Consider the following 17,355-nt stretch of genomic DNA (forward strand, 5'->3'; position numbering starts at 1 on the left):
GCCGTCAGCTCCTTCTTCTGCGGCGTCTCTGTGCTGTCGGGGGGGCGTTGGCCCCCCCCCCCCCCCCCCGCGGGGGGGGGGGGGGGGGGGGCGCCCCCCCCCCCCCCCCGCCCCGTTTTCTGGAAGTCGCTCCTAGCGCACCAGCTCCACCAGCTTGTCGGCCACTGTGGCCGGCAGCGGCTGCGCGGCGATCTCCGCTTGGACGCGGCGCGCCGCGTCGGCGAAGGACGGGGTGGCGAGCACCTCGGCGACCCGTGCGGCGATGGAGGCGGCGTCGGCCCCGGCGTCCAGCACGTCACCGGCGCCGGTTTTGGCGAGCTGACCGACGTTGACCTTGTGGTCGGGCAGGACGGGCGCGATCAGGTGCGGCACGCCGAAGGCGGCGGTGGTCAGTGTGGTCCCCATGCCGCCCTGGGAGATGACCAGGTCGCAGCCGGGTAGCACGGCGCCCAGCGGCACCGTCTCGGCCACGTGCACATTGTCCGGCATCGGGCCCAGCGCGCGGCGATCGGCCTCCGACAGTGCGGCGACGACGTCCACGCCGAGCTCCGCGACCGCTTTGATGATCTTCCCGGCCACGAAATCGTAGTACTCGAAGCGGTACATGCTCGTACCCCAGGTGACGCAGACTCTCGGGCGCTTGCCGCCGTCCAGCCAGGAAGGCAGCTCGGCCGTGCCGTTGTAGGGGACATAGCGCATGAGCTGGCGCGGGAAGTCGCCTTCGACCTGCATGCTCGGCGGGCAGGCGTCCACCGTCACCCGCCCCGCCAGGTCGACCATGCCGAGCCCCAGCCGCTCGGTGAGCTCGGCCAGCGCGGGCGACTCCGTCCAGCGCAGCGGTGACAGGCAGTCCAGGCCCAGCAGGTGCCGTACGGCGGGCACCCCCGTCAGCTCGGCCACCAGCGGCGCCGCGTAGGTCGTCTCCTCGAAGACGATCAGGTCGGGCCGCCAGGCCCGCACCGCGTCCGTCAGAGGCCCGGCCATCGCCTCGGCGATCTGCGCGAAATCCCTGATGGTGCGCGACTCGGTCTTGCCGCCCACCTGCACTTTGCGGGGCAGGGCTCCCGGCTTGAGAAAGCGCTCGACCGCCGCGCTCACCTCCTCGTCGGTGCCCAGCGGCATCGCGGGCAGCCCTGAGCGCAGCACGTGCCGCGTCAGCCGGGGCTGGGTCGCGATCATCACGTCGTGTCCGGCCAGCCGGAACGCCCAGGCCAGCGGAACCAGCGGTTGGTAGTGAGAGGGACCCCAGGCCCACATGGTGATCATCACACGCATGTCCTCACCATCGCAGGACCGCCTCGAGGCTCGCTGGAGGGCGGAGAGCGCCCCGCGAGCGCGCCTCGATCGGGACTCAAGACGCCACTGTCACCTTCTCGGGTGAGGTGCTGTCCCTCCGACAAGGACTGTCCCATGGAGATAAGTGTTGGCCTGCCGGCCATGGTTCCCGGCACGGGCCCCGACCAAGTCGTCGGATGGGCGCGCGCCGCCGAGGAGTACGGCTTCGCCGGCGTCGCGGCTCTGGACAGGGTCGTGTTCGGCAACTACGAGCCGATGGTGACGCTGGCGATGGTGGCGGGCGCCACCACCCGGGTGCGCCTGGCGACGACGGTGCTCCTCGGCCCCCTGCGTGGCAACGGCACGCTACTGGCCAAGCAGGCGGCGACGCTGCACCTGCTGACGGGCGGCCGCCTGATGCTGGGCGTGGCCGTGGGCGGGCGCGAGGACGACTACACGGCCACCGGCGCGCCGTTCGCCGAGCGGGGCCGGGACCTGGACGAGATGCTGGCGCGGATGCGCGGCGTCTGGCGAGGCGCCGCCCGGGTCGGCCCTGAGCTGTCCGGCGACGGGCCGCCGATCATCGTGGGAGGTCACTCGCCGGCCGCCCTGCGCAGAGCGGCTCTGCACGCCGACGGCTGGATCGCGGGCGCGGGCTCCGCCGAGCCGTACGAGGCGCGGGTGCGGCGGCTCACCGCCGCGTGGCGCGCGGCGGGCCGCACCGACCGGCCGAGGCTCATGGCCCTGGTCTACTACGCGCTGGGGCCCGGCGCGGACGACCAGGTCAGCGCGTACGTCGACGCCTGCTACGGCGGGCTCGGCCCTTACGCGGGCCGGGTGGCCTCGGGCGCGGTGACGACCGCGGCGCAGGTCGCGGCGGTGGTGGACCGGCACGCCGAGGCGGGCTGCGACGAGCTGGTGTTCTTCCCCTGCGCGGCGGGCGCCGACCAGCTCGAGCGACTGGCCGGGCTGGTCGAGCCGACCGCCACGACCGCCACGACCGCCACGACCGCCACGACCGCCACGACCGCCACGACCGCCACGACCGCCACGACCGCCACGACCGCGACGACCGTGACGGCGACGACCGCGACGAGCGCGACGACCGCGACGACCGCTGCGGCGACTGCGACCACCGCCGCGACCTCGGCGACCTCGGCGGCTTCGGTGGGCAGGTCGCGATGACGCGCAGAACCGCGTTGGTGACCGGTGCCGCCAGAGGTCTAGGGCGCGCGGTCGCCGAACTGCTGGCCAGGAACGGGCACCGGGTGATCGTCACCGCCCGCGACCGGGAGGCCGCCGTGGAGACCGCCCGCGCCATCGGGCACGACGCGCTGGCGGTCCGGCTCGACGTGATCGACGAGGAGTCGGTGGCCAAGGCCCTCGACCGCGTCGGCGCCGTCGACATCCTGGTCAACAACGCGGGCATCCTGCTGGACGGGCGGGCGGGTGAGCCGGCCGTGGAGGAGCGGACCCTCGCGGTCAACACGCTCGGCTCGTGGCGGGTGTCGCGGGCCTTCGTCCCCGGCATGGTCGAACGCGGCTGGGGCCGCGTCGTGATGGTCTCCAGCGGCACGGCCTCCTTCGCGGGCGGCCTGCACGCGGGCACCCCCGCCTACACAGTCTCCAAGGTCGCGGTCAACGCGCTGACGGTCGTGCTGGCCAAGAGCGTCCACGGCACCGGAGTCCTGGTCAACGCCGTCAACCCCGGCATGGTCAGGACCCGCATGATGCCCCAGGCCACGACCTCGCCCGAGGAGGCGGCGCCCGACGTCGTCTGGGCCGCCACCCTCCCCGACGACGGGCCGACCGGCGAGTTCCTCCGGTCCCGGCGAAGCATCCCCTGGTAACCGATCCGACAACTGATGAGGTCCCGTGCGAAGAACGCTCATGATGCTGGCGCTGCTGATCGGCCTGACACCGCTGCTCACCTCGCCGGCGGCGGCCGCCACACTCGCCTACCCGTGCGGCTGGCGCTCGGCGGCGCCGCAGACCTACGACCATGTGATCTGGATCTGGCTGGAGAACACCTCCTACGGCCAGCTCATCGGCAACAAAGACGCGCCCGCGTTCAACCTGCTCGCCCACCAGTGCGGCACGGCCACCTCTTACTACGGGATGACCCATCCCTCCTTCCGCAACTACATCGCGGCCACCAGCGGGGTCGACTGGCACGGCGCGCCGGCCTCCTGTGACCCCGGCGTCCCCGACTACTGTTACGCGCCGTTCCCCTCGATCCTCGACCAGGTCAAGGCGCAGGGAAGGGAATGGCGGATCTACTCCGACGGGATGCCGGAGAACTGCCGGGCGACCGACGCCGAGCCGTACGTCGTGCACCACAACCCCGCGCCCTACTACCCGCAGATCGCCGACGACTGCGCCCGCTGGAACGTCCCCGCCGGCACGCCCAGGTCGGGCGCGCTCCACGACGACCTGGGCGCCGGTACTCTGCCCGCGTTCTCGTTCCTGGTCGCGGACAAGGACCACGACATATCGGGTACGGAGATCTCCGCGGGCGACACCTGGCTCGGCGGGTGGCTGCTGCGCATCCTGTCCAGCCGCGCGTACCTGTCCGGTAAGACCGCGGTGATCGTCTCCTTCGACGAGGGGTACGGCCTGGGCACCGACGAGGAGTGCGTGACCACCCGCAGCGAGACCTGCCACGTGCCCACCTTCGTGGTCTCCCCGTCCACCCGCCCAGGCGCCAAGTCCGACGTGTTCTTCAACCACTACTCGCTGCTGCGCACCACCGAGGAACTGCTCGGCATCCCCGACCACCTGGAGCAGGCCGGCGATCCCGCCACCCAGAGCATGCGATCGGCGTTCACCTTCTGATGCGCGTGCTCTTCACGGCGTGGGGCTGGGCCACGCACGTGCATCCCATGCTCCCGCTGGCCGGGGCCTTGGCCGCGGCGGGCCATCAGGTGCTGTTCGCGGTCCCGCCCGCGGTGAAGGGCATCCCCGCGACGGCAGGGCTCCCGGCCGTCGCGGTCGGCGGCGACCTCGACGTCCTCCCGGCATTCCGCGGCTTCGCCGTCGGCTCCGTCGCGGGCTCCGTCCCGCCGCCCCGCCCCGGCGGGGCGCCGCGGGTCCTGGGCCTCTTCGCGGATCTGGCCCAGGAGATGGCGGGCGATCTGGTGGACGTGGCCAGGGAGTTCGCTCCCGACGTGGTCCTGTACGACCCGACGGCCCTCGCGGGCCCGGTCGCCGCCGCCACCGTCGGCGTCCCCGCCATCCGCCACCTGTACGGCCTGGACCTGCTCAGACCGGCGGCCGTCGCGGTGACGAGGGCGCTCGAACCCCTCTGCGACCGGTTCGGGCTCCCCCCGATCGACCCGGTGACCGCCCCCGCCGTGGATCCCTGGCCGGGACCCGCACGGCCGGGAGACCTGCCCATCCGCTACATCCCGCACGGCGACTACATCCCGCACGGCGACGGCGACCGGGCACTCCCGCCGCCCGCCGCCGGCCGTCGCCGGGTCTGCGTCACCTGGGGACACACCATGGCCAGGCTCGACGACGAGCTCTTCCTGGCCGGCCGCGTCGCCCGCGCCGTCGCCGCCGATCCCTCGCTCGAGGTGGTCGTCGCGGCGGCTTCCGGGAACCGGCGCCTGCTCGGCGACCTACCGCCGACCGTGCGGGTCGTCGAGGACGAGCCGCTGGGCCGCACCCTCCTGGGCTGCGACGCGCTGATCTCCCAGGGCGGTGCGGGCACCGTACTCACCGGGCTCGTCCGCGGCGTCCCCCAGCTCGCGGTGGGTCAGCTCCCCGACCACCTGGCCCACGCGCGCCGCGTCGCCGAACACGGGGCGGGGCGCGCGCTCACCCCGGACCAGATCCAGGACGGCATCCTGCGGCGGGAGCTGGCGCTCCTGCTGGACACCCCGTCCTACCTCGAGGCCGCGGTCCGCCTGCGCGACGAGATCCGGGCTCGCCCGGCCCCCGCGGATGTGGCGGCCCGTCTCATCGCCATCCTGACAGCTCGCTGAGAGGGCTGAATCCCATGCGCGTGCTCTTCACCTCCTGGGCCTGGCCGACGCACTTCTACCCGATGGTCCCGCTGGCCTGGGCGTTCAGGACCGCCGGGCACGACGTGCTGGTGGCCACTCAGCCGGCCATGACCGAGGCGGTCACCCGGGCCGGGCTGCCGATCTCCGCCGTGGGTCACAGCCGGGACGTCGGAGCCGCCATTCGCGACGTCGGCGGGCCGCGGCGGCCAGGCACCCGGTCCAGCGGCCCGGCCGACCTGCGCCACCTCAGATCGCTGAACTCCCGGCTCTACGTACGCCTGGCCGAGGAGATGATCCCCGGCACCCTCGCGCTCGCCCGGGCATGGCGGCCCGACCTGGTGGTGTTCGAGCCCACCACGTACGCGGGCCCGGTCGCCGCCGCCGACCTCGGCGTGCCCGCCGTACGGCATCTGTGGGGGGTCGACTTTCCCTACCTGCTGCGCGAGTTCGACGATGAGGCCCTCGCCCCGTTGCGCGCGCGTTTCGACCTGGACCCGCTGGAGACGACGGGGGCGATCACCGTGGACGTGTGCCCCGAGCGGATGCAGGTGCCGCCGAGCCCGGACGTGCCGGTCACCGTGGAGCGGCTGCGGGCCCGCTACCTGCCCTACAACGGCGCCGCCGTCATGCCCGGCTGGCTGCTGACGCCGCCCGGCAGGCCCCGGATCTGCGTCACAGGCGGGACGTCATGGATCCACATGACCTCCGGCTCCCTCACCGGCGCGATCGTCGAGGCCGCGGCCAAGCTCGATGTCGAGATCGTCGCCGCCGTCACGGCCGAGGCCGCGCGTGACATGGGCCCTCTGCCGGGCAATGTCCGCCTCGTCGACGGCCTCGCCCTGCACCTGCTGCTCCCCAGTTGCGCGGCCTTCGTCTCGCAGGGCGGCATGGGCAGCGTCATGACCGCCCTGGCGTACGGGGTGCCCCAGCTCGTGGCCCCCCAGGTGGGCGACCAGGCGCTCAACGCGGAACGGCTGGCCTCGACGGGCGCCGGCCGCGTGGTGCTCCCGCACGAAGCCGACCCCGACACCCTCAGGTCCCATCTGGCCGAACTCCTGGAGACCCCCGGGTACGGCGAAGCCGCCGCGACCCTCCGTGCCGAGTCGGAGGCGCAGGCGGCACCCGCGCGCGTGGTGGCCGAGCTGGAGTCGCTGACCGGGCCACGGGTCCGGGCGCGCCGGGCGGCGGGCTCGGCGAAGCGCACCGTGAGTACGGTGAGCACCGCGAACACCGTGCCCTCCGTACGCGCGATGCCCGCGCGGCCGCCCGCCAGGAGCCTGCGGGTGCTGTTCACGCCCGGGTACGGCGGCCCGGGCCCGGCCAGGGCGCTGGTTCCCCTGGCGTGGGCGTTCAGGCTCGCCGGGCACGAGGTGCGCTTCGCGGCCACCCCCGTGATGGAGCGGGAGGCGGGCGACGCCGGTCTCGCCTCGGTGGCCGTCGGAGAACCGGCCGACGTGGGAGCCGCGCTGCGCGCGCAGCTGCCGGCGGCCGACGAGTGCGCGGCTCTTGTCACCGCCCAGTACCACGCGGGGTACGGTCCAGCCCTGTACCTCGCGAAGGAACTGGCCGACCCGTCAGGCGAGCTGACGCCGTGGGCGTTGTCCTACCGGGACGCACTGGTCGGCTCGGTCGAGCGGGGGCTGCGGCTGGCCGGTCCCGCGATCGGGCAGACTCTGGAGTTCGCCCGGTGCTGGCGGCCCGACCTGGTGGTCTTCGGCCCGCGCGGCTACGCGGGCCCGCTGGTGGCGCGGGTGCTCGGGGTGCCGGCCGTACGGCACCTGCCGGGCATGGACTTCGGCTGGATCACCCAGGCCGTGGAGGCGGCGGCGCTGGAGCCGCTGTGGGCCCGGCACGGCCTGGCGGACCCCGACATGTCGGGTACCGTCACGATCGACCCCTGCCCGACAGGCATGCAGGCCCTTGACGGGTCGCCACGGCTGCCCGTGCGCTTCGTTCCCCACAGCGGAGCGCCGGGACCGCTGCCCGCCGGGGCCGGGCGCGTCTGCGTGGCGATGGGCGCCGAGAGCTGGTGGCTGCCCGAGCAGCAGGCCGTGACCGGCCTGGTCACCGCGGCGCTGGAGGCCGCGGCGGAGGTCACGGGCACTGTGGAGGTCACGGTGGAGGTCACGGGGGAGTCCCCGTCCCTCGCGGAGGCGCTGCGCGGCTGCGACGTCCTGGTGACGGCGGGGGACGACGCGAGTCTGCTGACGACGGTCACCGCCGGCGTGCCCGCCCTGGTCCTGCCGCAGTTGCCCGACCACGCCTGGCGGGCGCACCAGTTCGCGGCCACCGGAGCCGGGCTTGTCGTCCCGCCGGCCGAGCTCACGGCCGACAGCGTGCGGGCGGCCGTGGCCGAGCTCCTGGCGGGCACCGGGCACCGGGCACCGCTCAGGCACCTGGGGCGGGAGATGGCGGGGCGGCCGACGTACCACGACGTCGTGGCCGGGCTGCCGGGCATCCTCGGCTTGGCCGAGCGGGTGGCGTGAGCCGTACTCGACCCCAGCTTGAGGGCCGCGGCGGATGCTGGCGGCAGATCGCGACGTCTGGAGGTGCTTGTGCGGGTTCTGTTCGCCTCGTGGGCGTGGCCTTCGCACTTCTATCCGATGGTCCCGCTGGCATGGGCGTTCCAGGCAGGGGGACACCAGGTCAGGGTGGCCAGCCAGCCGAGCCTGTTGCCGCTCATCGTCAAGACGGGGTTGCCGGCCGTCGCCGTGGGGCACGATGTGGACGGCTCGGACATCATGCGGCGGTTCATGAGCCGTCCCGCCGCGCAGGGACAGCCACTCGACATGAGCCGCGATGAGCGGGGCGCGCCCCGCAAGCGCCGCCCGCTGGCGCTCTATGAGCGCATGGCCGACGCCATGCTGCCGGACCTGCTCGACCTTGCCGGGGCCTGGCAGCCGGACCTCATCGTGCACGAGCCCACCACGTACGCGGCCCCGCTTGTCGCCGCCGCGCTGGGCATCGTCAACGTACGGCACCTGTGGGGCGTGGACTTCCAGTACCAGGCGCGGCAGTTCGAGCTCGAGGTGTTCGACCCGCACCGCGAGCGGCTGGGCGTCGACACCTTCGCCCCGCAGGGCGTGGTGACGGTCGACCCCTGCCCGGCAGGCCTGCAGATTCCCACCGACTGCCCGACTCTGCCGGTCGGCTACCTCCCCTACAACGGCAGCGGCGTCATGCCCCGCTGGCTGCTCGATCCGCCGGATCGGCGCAGAGTCTGTGTCACCTGGGGGACCACGATGGGCACCTTCGCCGCCGGGCGGAGCGGGATCGCGCAGGTTCTGGACGCGCTGAGTGACGCCGACATCGAGGTGGTGGCGGCGGTCTCCGAGCGCGACCGGCAGACGCTCGGTACGGTCCCCGCCAACGTCAGGGTCGTCGAGATGCTCCCGCTCCACCTGCTGCTGCCCACCTGCGACCTGCTGGTCACGCAGGGCGGCTCTGGGACGGTGATGACCTCGGCGGTCGCGGGCGTCCCGATGGTGGTCGTGCCGCAACTACCCGACCAGACCCTGAACGCGCAGCGGATCGCGGCGGCGGGCGCGGGCGTCCACCTGCCGCCCGAGGCACGAGAGCCGGCCGACATCCGCGCCGCCGTGGAAAAGACGCTCAGTGAGCCGGGGCACGCGGCGGCGGCGCGCGAGTTGCGCGGGGAGAACCGGCGGCGGCCCGGGCCCGCCGAAGTCGCCGCGCACCTGCAGGGGACCGTGCACCTGCAGGGGACCGCGCACTTGCAGGGGACCGCGCACTTGCCGGGGAAGGCCCACGAAAGGGACATGACATGAGGGTCCAGTTCATGACGTGGGGTTGGAAGACGCATTTCTTCCCGCTGGTGCCACTGGCCTGGGCCTTCCGCCTGGCCGGGCACGACGTGCGGGTGGTGAGCCAGCCCACGCTGATCCCCACGATCACCGAGGCCGGGCTGCCCGCGGTACCGGCGGGGCCCGCCCTCGACCAGGCCCTGCTGCAGCGCGGCTACCGCTACCTGGTCGCGGAGGAGGGGACTCGACCGCTGGAGTGGCCGGACCTGCGCAAGCACGGAATCTGGACGCTCGCGCCTTACCTGCGCATCGCCGAGGCCATGCTCGCCGACAGCCTGGACTTCACCCGGGCCTGGCGCCCCGACCTGATCGTGTACGAGGCCACCACCTACGCGGGCCCCATGGTCGCGGCCCTGCTGGACATCCCGGCCGTACGGCACGGCTGGGGGGTGGACTACAGCTACCTTTTCCACGAGTTCGCGCACGAGGCCCTCGCTCCGCACCGGGCGGCACTGAAGCTGGACGCCATCGACACCCTGGGCGTGGCCACCGTGGACCCGTGCCCGCGCAGCATGCAGATCGGGCCGACCGAGCACGTGGACGCGGACGTACGGCGGTTGTGGATGCGCTACATCCCCTACAACGGCCCCGGCGTGGTGCCCGCCTGGCTGGCCGAGCCGCCCGAGCGACGCAGGATCTGCGTCACCTGGGGATATGTCGTCGGCAGCTTCTACCGCCGCTCCTTCCGCATCGGTGACGTCCTGCGGGCGCTCAAGGGCGTCGACGCCGAGATCGTCGCCGCGGTGCCGCCGGGTGCGCGCGAGGAGATCGGCCAGGTGCCCGAAGGGATGCGGGTGGTGGAGGGCGTGCCGCTGCAGCTCATCCTGCCGACCTGCGACCTGTTCGTCAGCCAGGGCGGTCTCGGCGGCATGATGACGGCCATGAGCTGCGGAATTCCGCAGCTCGTCCTGCCACCCGTGCCCGACCAGGTGCTGAACGCCCGGCAACTCGCCCGGACCGGGGCCGGCCGCTTCGCCTTCCTGGAGGAGACGGGGCCGGACAAGCTCGCCGGCCTGGTCGACGACCTCCTGGACACCCCCGCCTACGGCCTGGCCGCCGGCCGCCTGCGCGCCGAGTCGGCCGCCCAGCCCACCCCGGACCTGGTGGCCCGCACGCTGACCGAACTCGCCTTCGCGGGGAGCACACGATGAGCGGGTCGCACGGGTCGAAGGCCAGGCCGGACGGGGACCGGGTCGAGGCGCCGGCCGGGTCGCACGGGCCGAAGGTCGGCTATCCGGATGGGGATCGGGTCGAAGTGCTGGTCGCCCGCGCGGCGGCCGGCCATCCCGACGCGCCCGCTCTGCGCTGGCGGGGCGCGCCGATTTCCTACGCCGCCCTGCTGGCGGCCGCGGAGCGGGTCGCAGCCGGTCTCGCCGTGCGCGGCGTGCGGCCGGGGGACGTGGTCGCGGTCCGGCTGTCACGCGGGCCCGAACTCGTGACCGTGCTGCTCGGGGTGCTGATCTGCGGCGCCACGTACGCCGCGGTGCCCGAGGACTGGCCGCTGCCCAGGTACCGGCAGCTCGCGGCGCGGGCGGGCGTCCGCGTGTGCGTCACGGGCGACCCCGAGGTACCGGGAGCGATCCAGCCCGCCACGCTGCCGACCAACGAGGGGCGGATACGCGCGGGGGAGCGCGGCGGGCCGGGTACGGAGGCCTGCTGCGTCTTCCTCACCTCCGGGAGCAGCGGCGAGCCGAAGGCCGTACTCGCGCCGCACAGAGGGGTGGTCAGAACCGCCTACGACCTGCCGCACATCCCCGAGGGCCCCATGGTCACCCTGCAGGCGGCCCCCGTGGCCTGGGACGTGTTCGCCCTGGAGCTGTGGGTGCCGTTGATCCGCGGCGGGACCTGTGTGCTGTACGAGGGATCGCATCTGTCGTCCCTGGAGATCAGGGCGGCACTGGCCGACGGTGTGACGTCGATGTGCGTGCCGTCGGCGGTGCTCAACACGCTCGCCGAGGACGACCCCGGCTGCCTGGCCGGGTTGCGGCTGCTCGTGACAGGAGGCGAGCGCGCGTCGGCCAAACACCTGGAGATCCTCCTGCGCCGCCACCCCGACCTGCGGATCGTGAACGCCTACGGGCCCGTCGAGAACACCATCACCACGACCCGGTGGGAGCTGGCCGGCCCGGAGCCGCCCCCGGAGATCCCGATCGGCACCCCCGCGGCCAACACCTCGGTGTACCTGCTCGACGACGAGCGCCGTCTGGTGCCGGACGGCCAGGTGGGGGAGATCGCGGCCGCGGGAGACGGCCTGGCACTCGGGTACGGCGGGGACCCGGAGCAGACGGCCAGGGCCTTCCCCACCCTGACACTCGACGGCGAACGCCATCGGGTCTACCTGACAGGAGACCTGGCTCGCCGCGACGAGCAGGGCCGCCTGGTCTTCGTCGGCCGCAGGGACAGGCAGGTCAAGATCCGCGGTGTCCGGGTCGAGCCGGAGGAGGTGGAGCGGGCGGCCGAGCGGATCCCCGGCATCACCAGGGTGAGCGCCGTCGCGGTCCCCGCCCCCGACGGCGCCGCACGCCTGGCGGTCTTCTACACGCCGGAACCGGGGGCCGAGATCACGCCCGACGCGCTCAGGGCGAGTCTGGCCGCCGTGCTCCCCTCGGGGTTCGTGCCCGACCTGGCGGTGCCGGTGGAGGCGTTGCCCATGTCGCCGAACGGCAAGGTCGACCAGGAGGCGCTCATCGCGCTGCTCCCCTCCATCGAGCCCGTCACCGGGGGACCGTCGTCCGGACGTCCTTCCGGGACGCGGATGGGACCAGCGGGACCAGCGGGACCAGCGGTGGGATCAGCGGGACCGGTGGCAGGAACCGTGGGACCGGCGGTGGGAATCGTGTGCGCCGTGGCGGGGGACCTGCTGGACCGGCCCGTCGCTCCCGGCGACGACCTGTTCGAGGCGGGAGCCACTTCGCTGACCGCCATCCGGCTGGCGAACCGGCTGCTGGCCCTGTGCGCGCGCGAGATCACCGGTGCCGACGTGCTGGAACACCGGACGCCGAAGGCGCTGGCCGTGCTGCTGGACGGGCGGCCCGCCGTGGCCGCCGACGGCGCGGAGGAGATCGGCGAGCCGCGCGCGTGGCGGCCGGAGGAGCAGGAGCGGTGCGGCCCGCCGCACGTTCCCTTCCCCCAGTCGGGATTCTGGCACGCGGCGCAGGTCGCCCCCGAGCTGCACGAGACGATGCTGCCGATCCTGTACCGGCTGCGCGGCCCGCTCGACCTGGGGAAGCTGGGCGCGGCCCTGGACGCCGTGACGGCCAGGCACGAGGCGCTGCGGGTACGCTTCTCCGCGGGCGCGGCCGGCCCGGTGTCCGTGCTGCTGACGCCCGAGCAGACCGCGGGGCTGCTGGAACTGGACGACACGTCACGGGCCGGCGAGGACGCCCTGGCCGCGGCGCGGGCGTGGGCCCTGGCCCCTTTCCGCCTCGCGGCGGCCATCCCCATCCGAGCCAGGCTCTTCCCCTCGGCCGACGGGACCTGGCTGCTGGCCGTGACGGTCCACCACATCGCCTTCGACGAGTGGTCGGCTCAGGTGTTCTGCCGCGACCTCGCTCGCGCCTACAGCGCCCTGGCCGGCGGCGTGACGCCGTTCGACGGGCCGCCCCCGCTCTACTACCGCACCCTGGCCCGCCAGCGGTCCAGGGAGGAGCCGCGCAGGGCGGCAGCCGTACGATATTGGCGCGAGCTCGCCGATGGCGTCCGCGACATGCGCTTCCCCCGTACGGCCTGGCTGTCCATGCAGGGGCCCGCGGGCGAACTGCCCATACCGCTGCCCGCCGCCCTCGCCGAGGCCGCGGCCCGCGCGGGGACGGCGGCGGGCGGGACCGCCACCGCGGTCTACGCGGCGGCCTACGTGGAGACGTTGCGCGCCTACACAGGTACCCAGGACCTCGCGGTGACGACGCCCGTCTCCGGCAGGTCGCTGCCCGAGGCCGACGACGTCGTCGGCTGCTTCGCCTCCCTGGTGCCGCTGCGGCTGCCGCCTTCGGAGCGCGGGCCCGCCGCGCTCGTCGAGACCGCCGCCCGCCAGCTGCGCGCCGCGATGAGCTCCCCCATCCTGTCCGTGGACGAGCTCATGCCCGAGGTCCCCGCCGAGCACCGGCGGCACCCGCTGCTGCAGGCCTACCTGCAGGTCGAGGAGCTCGCCCCCGAGCGCGTTCTCGCCTTCGCCGACGACGTCCAGGCCGAGCTGATCGACGTGCCGCTGCGCAGCGTCATGGCCGAGGTGGCGCTGCACCTGCGCCCCGGCTCCGGCGGTCTGTTGCGCTACCGCCGCGACGCCGTGCCCGACGCGGACGCCGCCTGGCTCGCCGACCGGTGGCTCGCCGAGGTCCGCAGGATGACGGACACCTGAACGTCAAGCCCCCGACACAAGGAGTGCCCATGCACGACAGGCTCTTCCCGTTCGTCACCGCCGACCCCGGCGAGCCCGTTCCCGAATACGCGGAGCTGCGGGAGACGGAACCCGTCGCCAGGGTCACCCTGCCGACCGGCCATCGCGGGTGGCTGGTCACGCGTCATGAGGACGTGCGGGCGGTCTGCGGCGATCCCCGGTTCAGCAAGGAGCTGGCCACCGCGCCCGAGGCGCCCAGGCTGCTGCCGATCGCGCGCGGGTCCAGGTCGATCGTCAACCTGGACCCGCCCGCGCACACGCGGCTGCGGCGGCTGGTCGCCCAGGGCTTCAGCCGCCGCCGCACCGACGCTCTGCGCCCGCGCGTGACGGAGATCGCCGGGGATCTCGTCGACGCGATGACGGCCTGGGGCACCACGGCCGACGCCGTGGCGGCGCTCGCGCTGCCCCTGCCGGTCACCGTGATCTGCGAACTGCTCGGCGTGCCGGTGGACGACCAGGAGCGCTTCCGCGCCTGGAGCGACCGGCTGCTCAGCGTGCCCGGACCCGAGGTGAGCGCCGAGGAGACCGCCGAAGCCGGGATGAACCTGGCGGTCTACCTGGCGGGCCTCATCGAGGACAAGCGGGTGAACCCCGGTGACGACGTCCTGACCACCCTGGTCTCCGCTTACGAGGAGGGCGACCGGCTGAGCGAGGAGGAGCTGATCACCTTCGGCATGACGCTCCTCGTCGCCGGCTACCACACCACGACCAGCGCGATCGCCCACTCCCTGCTCCAGCTCCTCTCCCGGCCCGAGCGGTACGCGATGCTGGTGGCCAGGCCCGAGCTCGCCGAGCGGGCCGTGGAGGAACTGCTGCGTTACTCCCAGATCGCCAGTGGGTTCGGGGCGCTCAGGATCGCGACGGAGGACGTCGAGCTGGGCGGCGTCCGCATCCCGGCGGGTGACCCGGTCATCCCGCTCTTCACCTCGGCGAACAGGGATGAGAAGGTCTTTCCCGACGCGGGCACCCTCGACCTGGAGCGCGCCGACAATCCGCACCTGGCCTTCGGCGCCGGCATGCACTACTGCCTCGGCGCTCAGCTCGCCCGGGTGGAGCTGCGGGTCCTGCTGGAAGAGCTCGTACGGCGGCTGCCGACACTGGCGCTCGACGACCAAGAGGACGGGATCGAGTGGCTGACCGCCACCGCCTTCCCCCGACCGCTCAGCCTCCATGTCTCCTGGTAACCCGGACACGGGAAGGCCGCTGGGCATCGGTGTGCTCGGCGCGGCCGACATCGCCTGGCGGCGTACCATCCCCGCGATTCAGCGCTGCGACCGGCTCCGGCTGGTCGCCGTGGCCAGCCGCGCGCCGGAGCGGGCGGCGGCCTTCGCCGGCCGGTTCGGCTGCGAGCCCGTGACCGGCTACGAGCGGCTGCTGGAACGCGACGACGTGGAAGCGGTCTACATACCGCTGCCGAACGCGCTGCACGAGCAGTGGGCCGCCACCGCGCTGCGGGCGGGCAAGCACGTCCTGGTGGAGAAGTCGCTCAACGCCGACGCGGCCGGCGCGGCCGCGTTGGCGCGGACCGCCGCGGCCGGCGGCCTGGCATTCATGGAGAACTTCACCTTCCTCCACCACGGCCAGCACGACCGGGTCCGCGAACTGGTGGCCGAGGGCGCCATCGGGACGCCGCGTGCTTTCAGCGCCTCCTTCGGCATCCCGCCCGCCGACCTCTCGCTCATCAGGTACGACCCCGAGCTGGGCGGCGGAGCGCTCCTGGAGACCGGCACCTACACCGTGCGCGCCGCGCAGCTCTTCCTCGGCCCCGACGCCGAGGTGGCCGGCGCCGTCCTGCGGCATGACCCGCGGACCGGTGTCGACGTCGCGGGCTCGGCGCTGCTGGTCGACGGGCAGGGCGTCACCGCCCAGTGTGACTTCGGCTTCACCCACCTCTACCGCTGCACCTACGCGATCTGGGGGAGCGCGGGCCGCATCTCGCTGGACTGGGCGTTCACCCCGCCGCCCGAGGCACGCCCCGTGCTCAGGCTGGAGCGGGCCGGCGTGCGGGAGGAACACGTGCTGCCCGCCGCCGACCAGTTCCTCGGCGCGCTCACCGCGTTCGCCGGGGCCTGCGCCGATCCGGTGAAGCACGAGGAGCACGGTACCGCCGCGGTCCGCCAGGCGGCGCTGCTGGAATCGATCAAACGGCAGGCCCATGTCGTACCTCCTCAATGCCAGACACCCGCGCGACCGGATGGGAGACGGCCATGACCGAACCCGAGGTGCTGATCGTGGGAGGTGGTCCCGCCGGGCTGGCCTGCGCGGTCTTCCTCGCCCAGCGCGGGGTGGCGGTGACGCTCGCCGAACGGCACGAGGGCACCCTGATTCACCCCCGAGCACGGACGATCAACCCGCGCACCGCCGAGTTGCTCCGTCAGGCCGGAATCGAGGACGAGGTGCTGGCCGCCCGTACCTACGTCGGCGAGATGGCGTCCGTGGCCATGCTCAAGGTGGAGACCCTCGCCGGGGCCGAGCTGCGGCGCACCGAGCAGCGGCCGCCCACCGACGCGGCCGGGGGAGAGCAGGTCAGCCCCAGCGGCTGGGGCATGATCGATCAGGATCGGCTGGAGATCCTGCTGCGCGCCCGCGCCGCCGAGCTCGGTGCCGACCTGAGGTTCGGCACCGCTCTGACCGGCTTCACCCAGGATGACGACGGGGTGACCGCCACGCTCGAGGACCTGGCGAGCGGGCGTGAGCGCGAAGTGCGGGCGCGCTACCTCGTCGGTGCCGACGGCCACCACAGCACGGTGCGCGCGCTCACGGGCATCGAGGTCGAAGGACCAGGAACGATCTCCGAGGTCCTCAGCATGGTCTTCGACGCGGACTTGACCGTACCCCTGCGCGGCAGGCACGATCCGGCACGCGAGACGTTCATCGCCTCCTGCCACTTCACCGTCCCCGCCGAGGGCACCGTCCTGTTCCCGCACGGCACCGACAATCGCTGGGTCTTCAACACCCCCGGCACGGGGCAGCCCGACGACGCCGCCTGCGTCGAGCTCGTACGGGCCGCGATCGGCGTGCCCGAGCTGGAGGTCACCCTCGTCCCCCAGCTCGCCAACGGCGTCAAGGTCCTGACCTACAAGATCGCGGCGCAGGTGGCGAAGCGGTTCCGCGACGGCCGCGTCTTCCTCGCGGGCGACGCGGCGCACGTCATGCCGCCCACGGGGGCCTTCGGCGCGGGCACCGGTATCCAGGACGCGCACAACCTGGCCTGGAAGCTGCACGCCGTGCTGTCCGGGCAGGCGGGTCCCGCCCTGCTGGACAGCTATGAGGACGAGCGGCGCCCGGTGGCCGAGTTCACCCTCGGACAGGCGCTGCTGCAGCTCCGCCAGCGGTCCGGCGTCCAGGTGGAGCACGGGGCCGAGCCGGTGGAGTACGACGCCGTCGTGTTCGGCTACCGCTACCTGTCAGGCGTGATCTGCGGAGCCGACCCCGGCGGCCCGGCCGCCGTACCGCCCAGGGAGCTGACCGGCGCACCGGGCACGCGCGCGCCGCACCTGGCGGTGCGCCGGGCCGGGCACGAGATCTCCACCCTGGACCTGTACGGCCCGCGCCACGTCCTGCTCGCGGGGCCCCGGGGGGAGGCGTGGGCCCGCGTGGCGCGCGCCCATGACGTCGACGTCTACCTCGTCGGCACCGACCTGGAGGCGGATCCCGGGCAGTGGGCGGCGTCGCACGGCGTGACCGAGTCCGGCGCGCTGCTCGTCCGCCCCGACGGCTTCGTCGCCTGGCGGGCACCGGCGGACGGCGGCGGTGAGGGTGCCGCCGAGGCGGTGATCGCCGACGTGCTCGCGCGCGTCACCTGCCGGGCTCCAGCGATCCTCAAACGACAGTCGTGATCGACGGGATACCA

The 17,355-nt window shown here is 73.7% G+C and carries 12 protein-coding genes; 11 read left to right on the forward strand and 1 reads right to left on the reverse strand.

Annotation, left to right across the window (positions count from 1 at the left end; translation table 11 throughout):
• Positions 1–132 precede the first annotated feature (132 nt).
• Positions 133–1,275, reverse strand: coding sequence for a nucleotide disphospho-sugar-binding domain-containing protein (locus tag AB0C30_RS53570; RefSeq protein WP_357959322.1), 1,143 nt, complete (start codon positions 1,273–1,275; stop codon positions 133–135).
• Positions 1,276–1,410: 135 nt separating this feature from the next.
• Between AB0C30_RS53570 and AB0C30_RS53575 the strand changes: the two genes are divergently transcribed.
• The 11 genes from AB0C30_RS53575 to AB0C30_RS53625 all read left to right on the forward strand — a co-directional run bounded on the left by AB0C30_RS53575 (position 1,411) and on the right by AB0C30_RS53625 (position 17,341).
• Positions 1,411–2,460 carry an LLM class flavin-dependent oxidoreductase gene (locus AB0C30_RS53575; RefSeq protein WP_357959325.1) on the forward strand — a complete coding sequence of 350 codons (1,050 nt, stop codon included), beginning with the start codon at positions 1,411–1,413 and terminating at the stop codon, positions 2,458–2,460.
• Entirely contained in the window at positions 2,457–3,125 is a 669-nt protein-coding gene (locus AB0C30_RS53580; RefSeq protein WP_357959328.1) for an SDR family NAD(P)-dependent oxidoreductase, read from the forward strand. Before AB0C30_RS53575 ends, AB0C30_RS53580 begins: the two co-directional genes overlap by 4 nt.
• A 25-nt stretch (positions 3,126–3,150) precedes the next feature.
• Positions 3,151–4,110, forward strand: a complete 960-nt coding sequence (locus AB0C30_RS53585) for an alkaline phosphatase family protein (protein WP_357959331.1) — start codon at positions 3,151–3,153, stop codon at positions 4,108–4,110.
• The gene (locus tag AB0C30_RS53590) at positions 4,110–5,264 is read left to right on the forward strand and encodes a nucleotide disphospho-sugar-binding domain-containing protein (RefSeq protein ID WP_357959334.1); all 1,155 of its coding nucleotides are present in this window, start codon (positions 4,110–4,112) and stop codon (positions 5,262–5,264) included. The genes AB0C30_RS53585 and AB0C30_RS53590 overlap by 1 nt, the downstream gene beginning before the upstream one ends.
• Positions 5,265–5,278: 14 nt before the next feature.
• Entirely contained in the window at positions 5,279–7,771 is a 2,493-nt protein-coding gene (locus AB0C30_RS53595; protein WP_357959337.1) for a nucleotide disphospho-sugar-binding domain-containing protein, read from the forward strand.
• 69 nt (positions 7,772–7,840) lie between these two features.
• Positions 7,841–9,073, forward strand: coding sequence for a nucleotide disphospho-sugar-binding domain-containing protein (locus tag AB0C30_RS53600; protein ID WP_357959340.1), 1,233 nt, complete (start codon positions 7,841–7,843; stop codon positions 9,071–9,073).
• A complete protein-coding gene (locus tag AB0C30_RS53605; protein ID WP_357959343.1) occupies positions 9,070–10,260 on the forward strand; it encodes a nucleotide disphospho-sugar-binding domain-containing protein in 1,191 nt (396 codons plus the stop codon). Before AB0C30_RS53600 ends, AB0C30_RS53605 begins: the two co-directional genes overlap by 4 nt.
• Positions 10,257–13,463, forward strand: coding sequence for an AMP-binding protein (locus AB0C30_RS53610; protein ID WP_357959346.1), 3,207 nt, complete (start codon positions 10,257–10,259; stop codon positions 13,461–13,463). The genes AB0C30_RS53605 and AB0C30_RS53610 overlap by 4 nt, the downstream gene beginning before the upstream one ends.
• Before the next feature lie 29 nt (positions 13,464–13,492).
• Positions 13,493–14,686, forward strand: coding sequence for a cytochrome P450 (locus tag AB0C30_RS53615; RefSeq protein ID WP_357959349.1), 1,194 nt, complete (start codon positions 13,493–13,495; stop codon positions 14,684–14,686).
• Positions 14,673–15,713 carry a Gfo/Idh/MocA family oxidoreductase gene (locus AB0C30_RS53620; RefSeq protein ID WP_357959353.1) on the forward strand — a complete coding sequence of 347 codons (1,041 nt, stop codon included), beginning with the start codon at positions 14,673–14,675 and terminating at the stop codon, positions 15,711–15,713. Before AB0C30_RS53615 ends, AB0C30_RS53620 begins: the two co-directional genes overlap by 14 nt.
• Positions 15,710–17,341 (forward strand): FAD-dependent oxidoreductase, encoded by a 1,632-nt coding sequence (locus AB0C30_RS53625; protein WP_357959356.1) that lies wholly within the window; start codon positions 15,710–15,712, stop codon positions 17,339–17,341. The genes AB0C30_RS53620 and AB0C30_RS53625 overlap by 4 nt, the downstream gene beginning before the upstream one ends.
• Positions 17,342–17,355 lie beyond the last annotated feature (14 nt).

Source organism: Nonomuraea sp. NPDC048901 (assembly GCF_040649695.1).
GTDB lineage: Bacteria > Actinomycetota > Actinomycetes > Streptosporangiales > Streptosporangiaceae > Nonomuraea.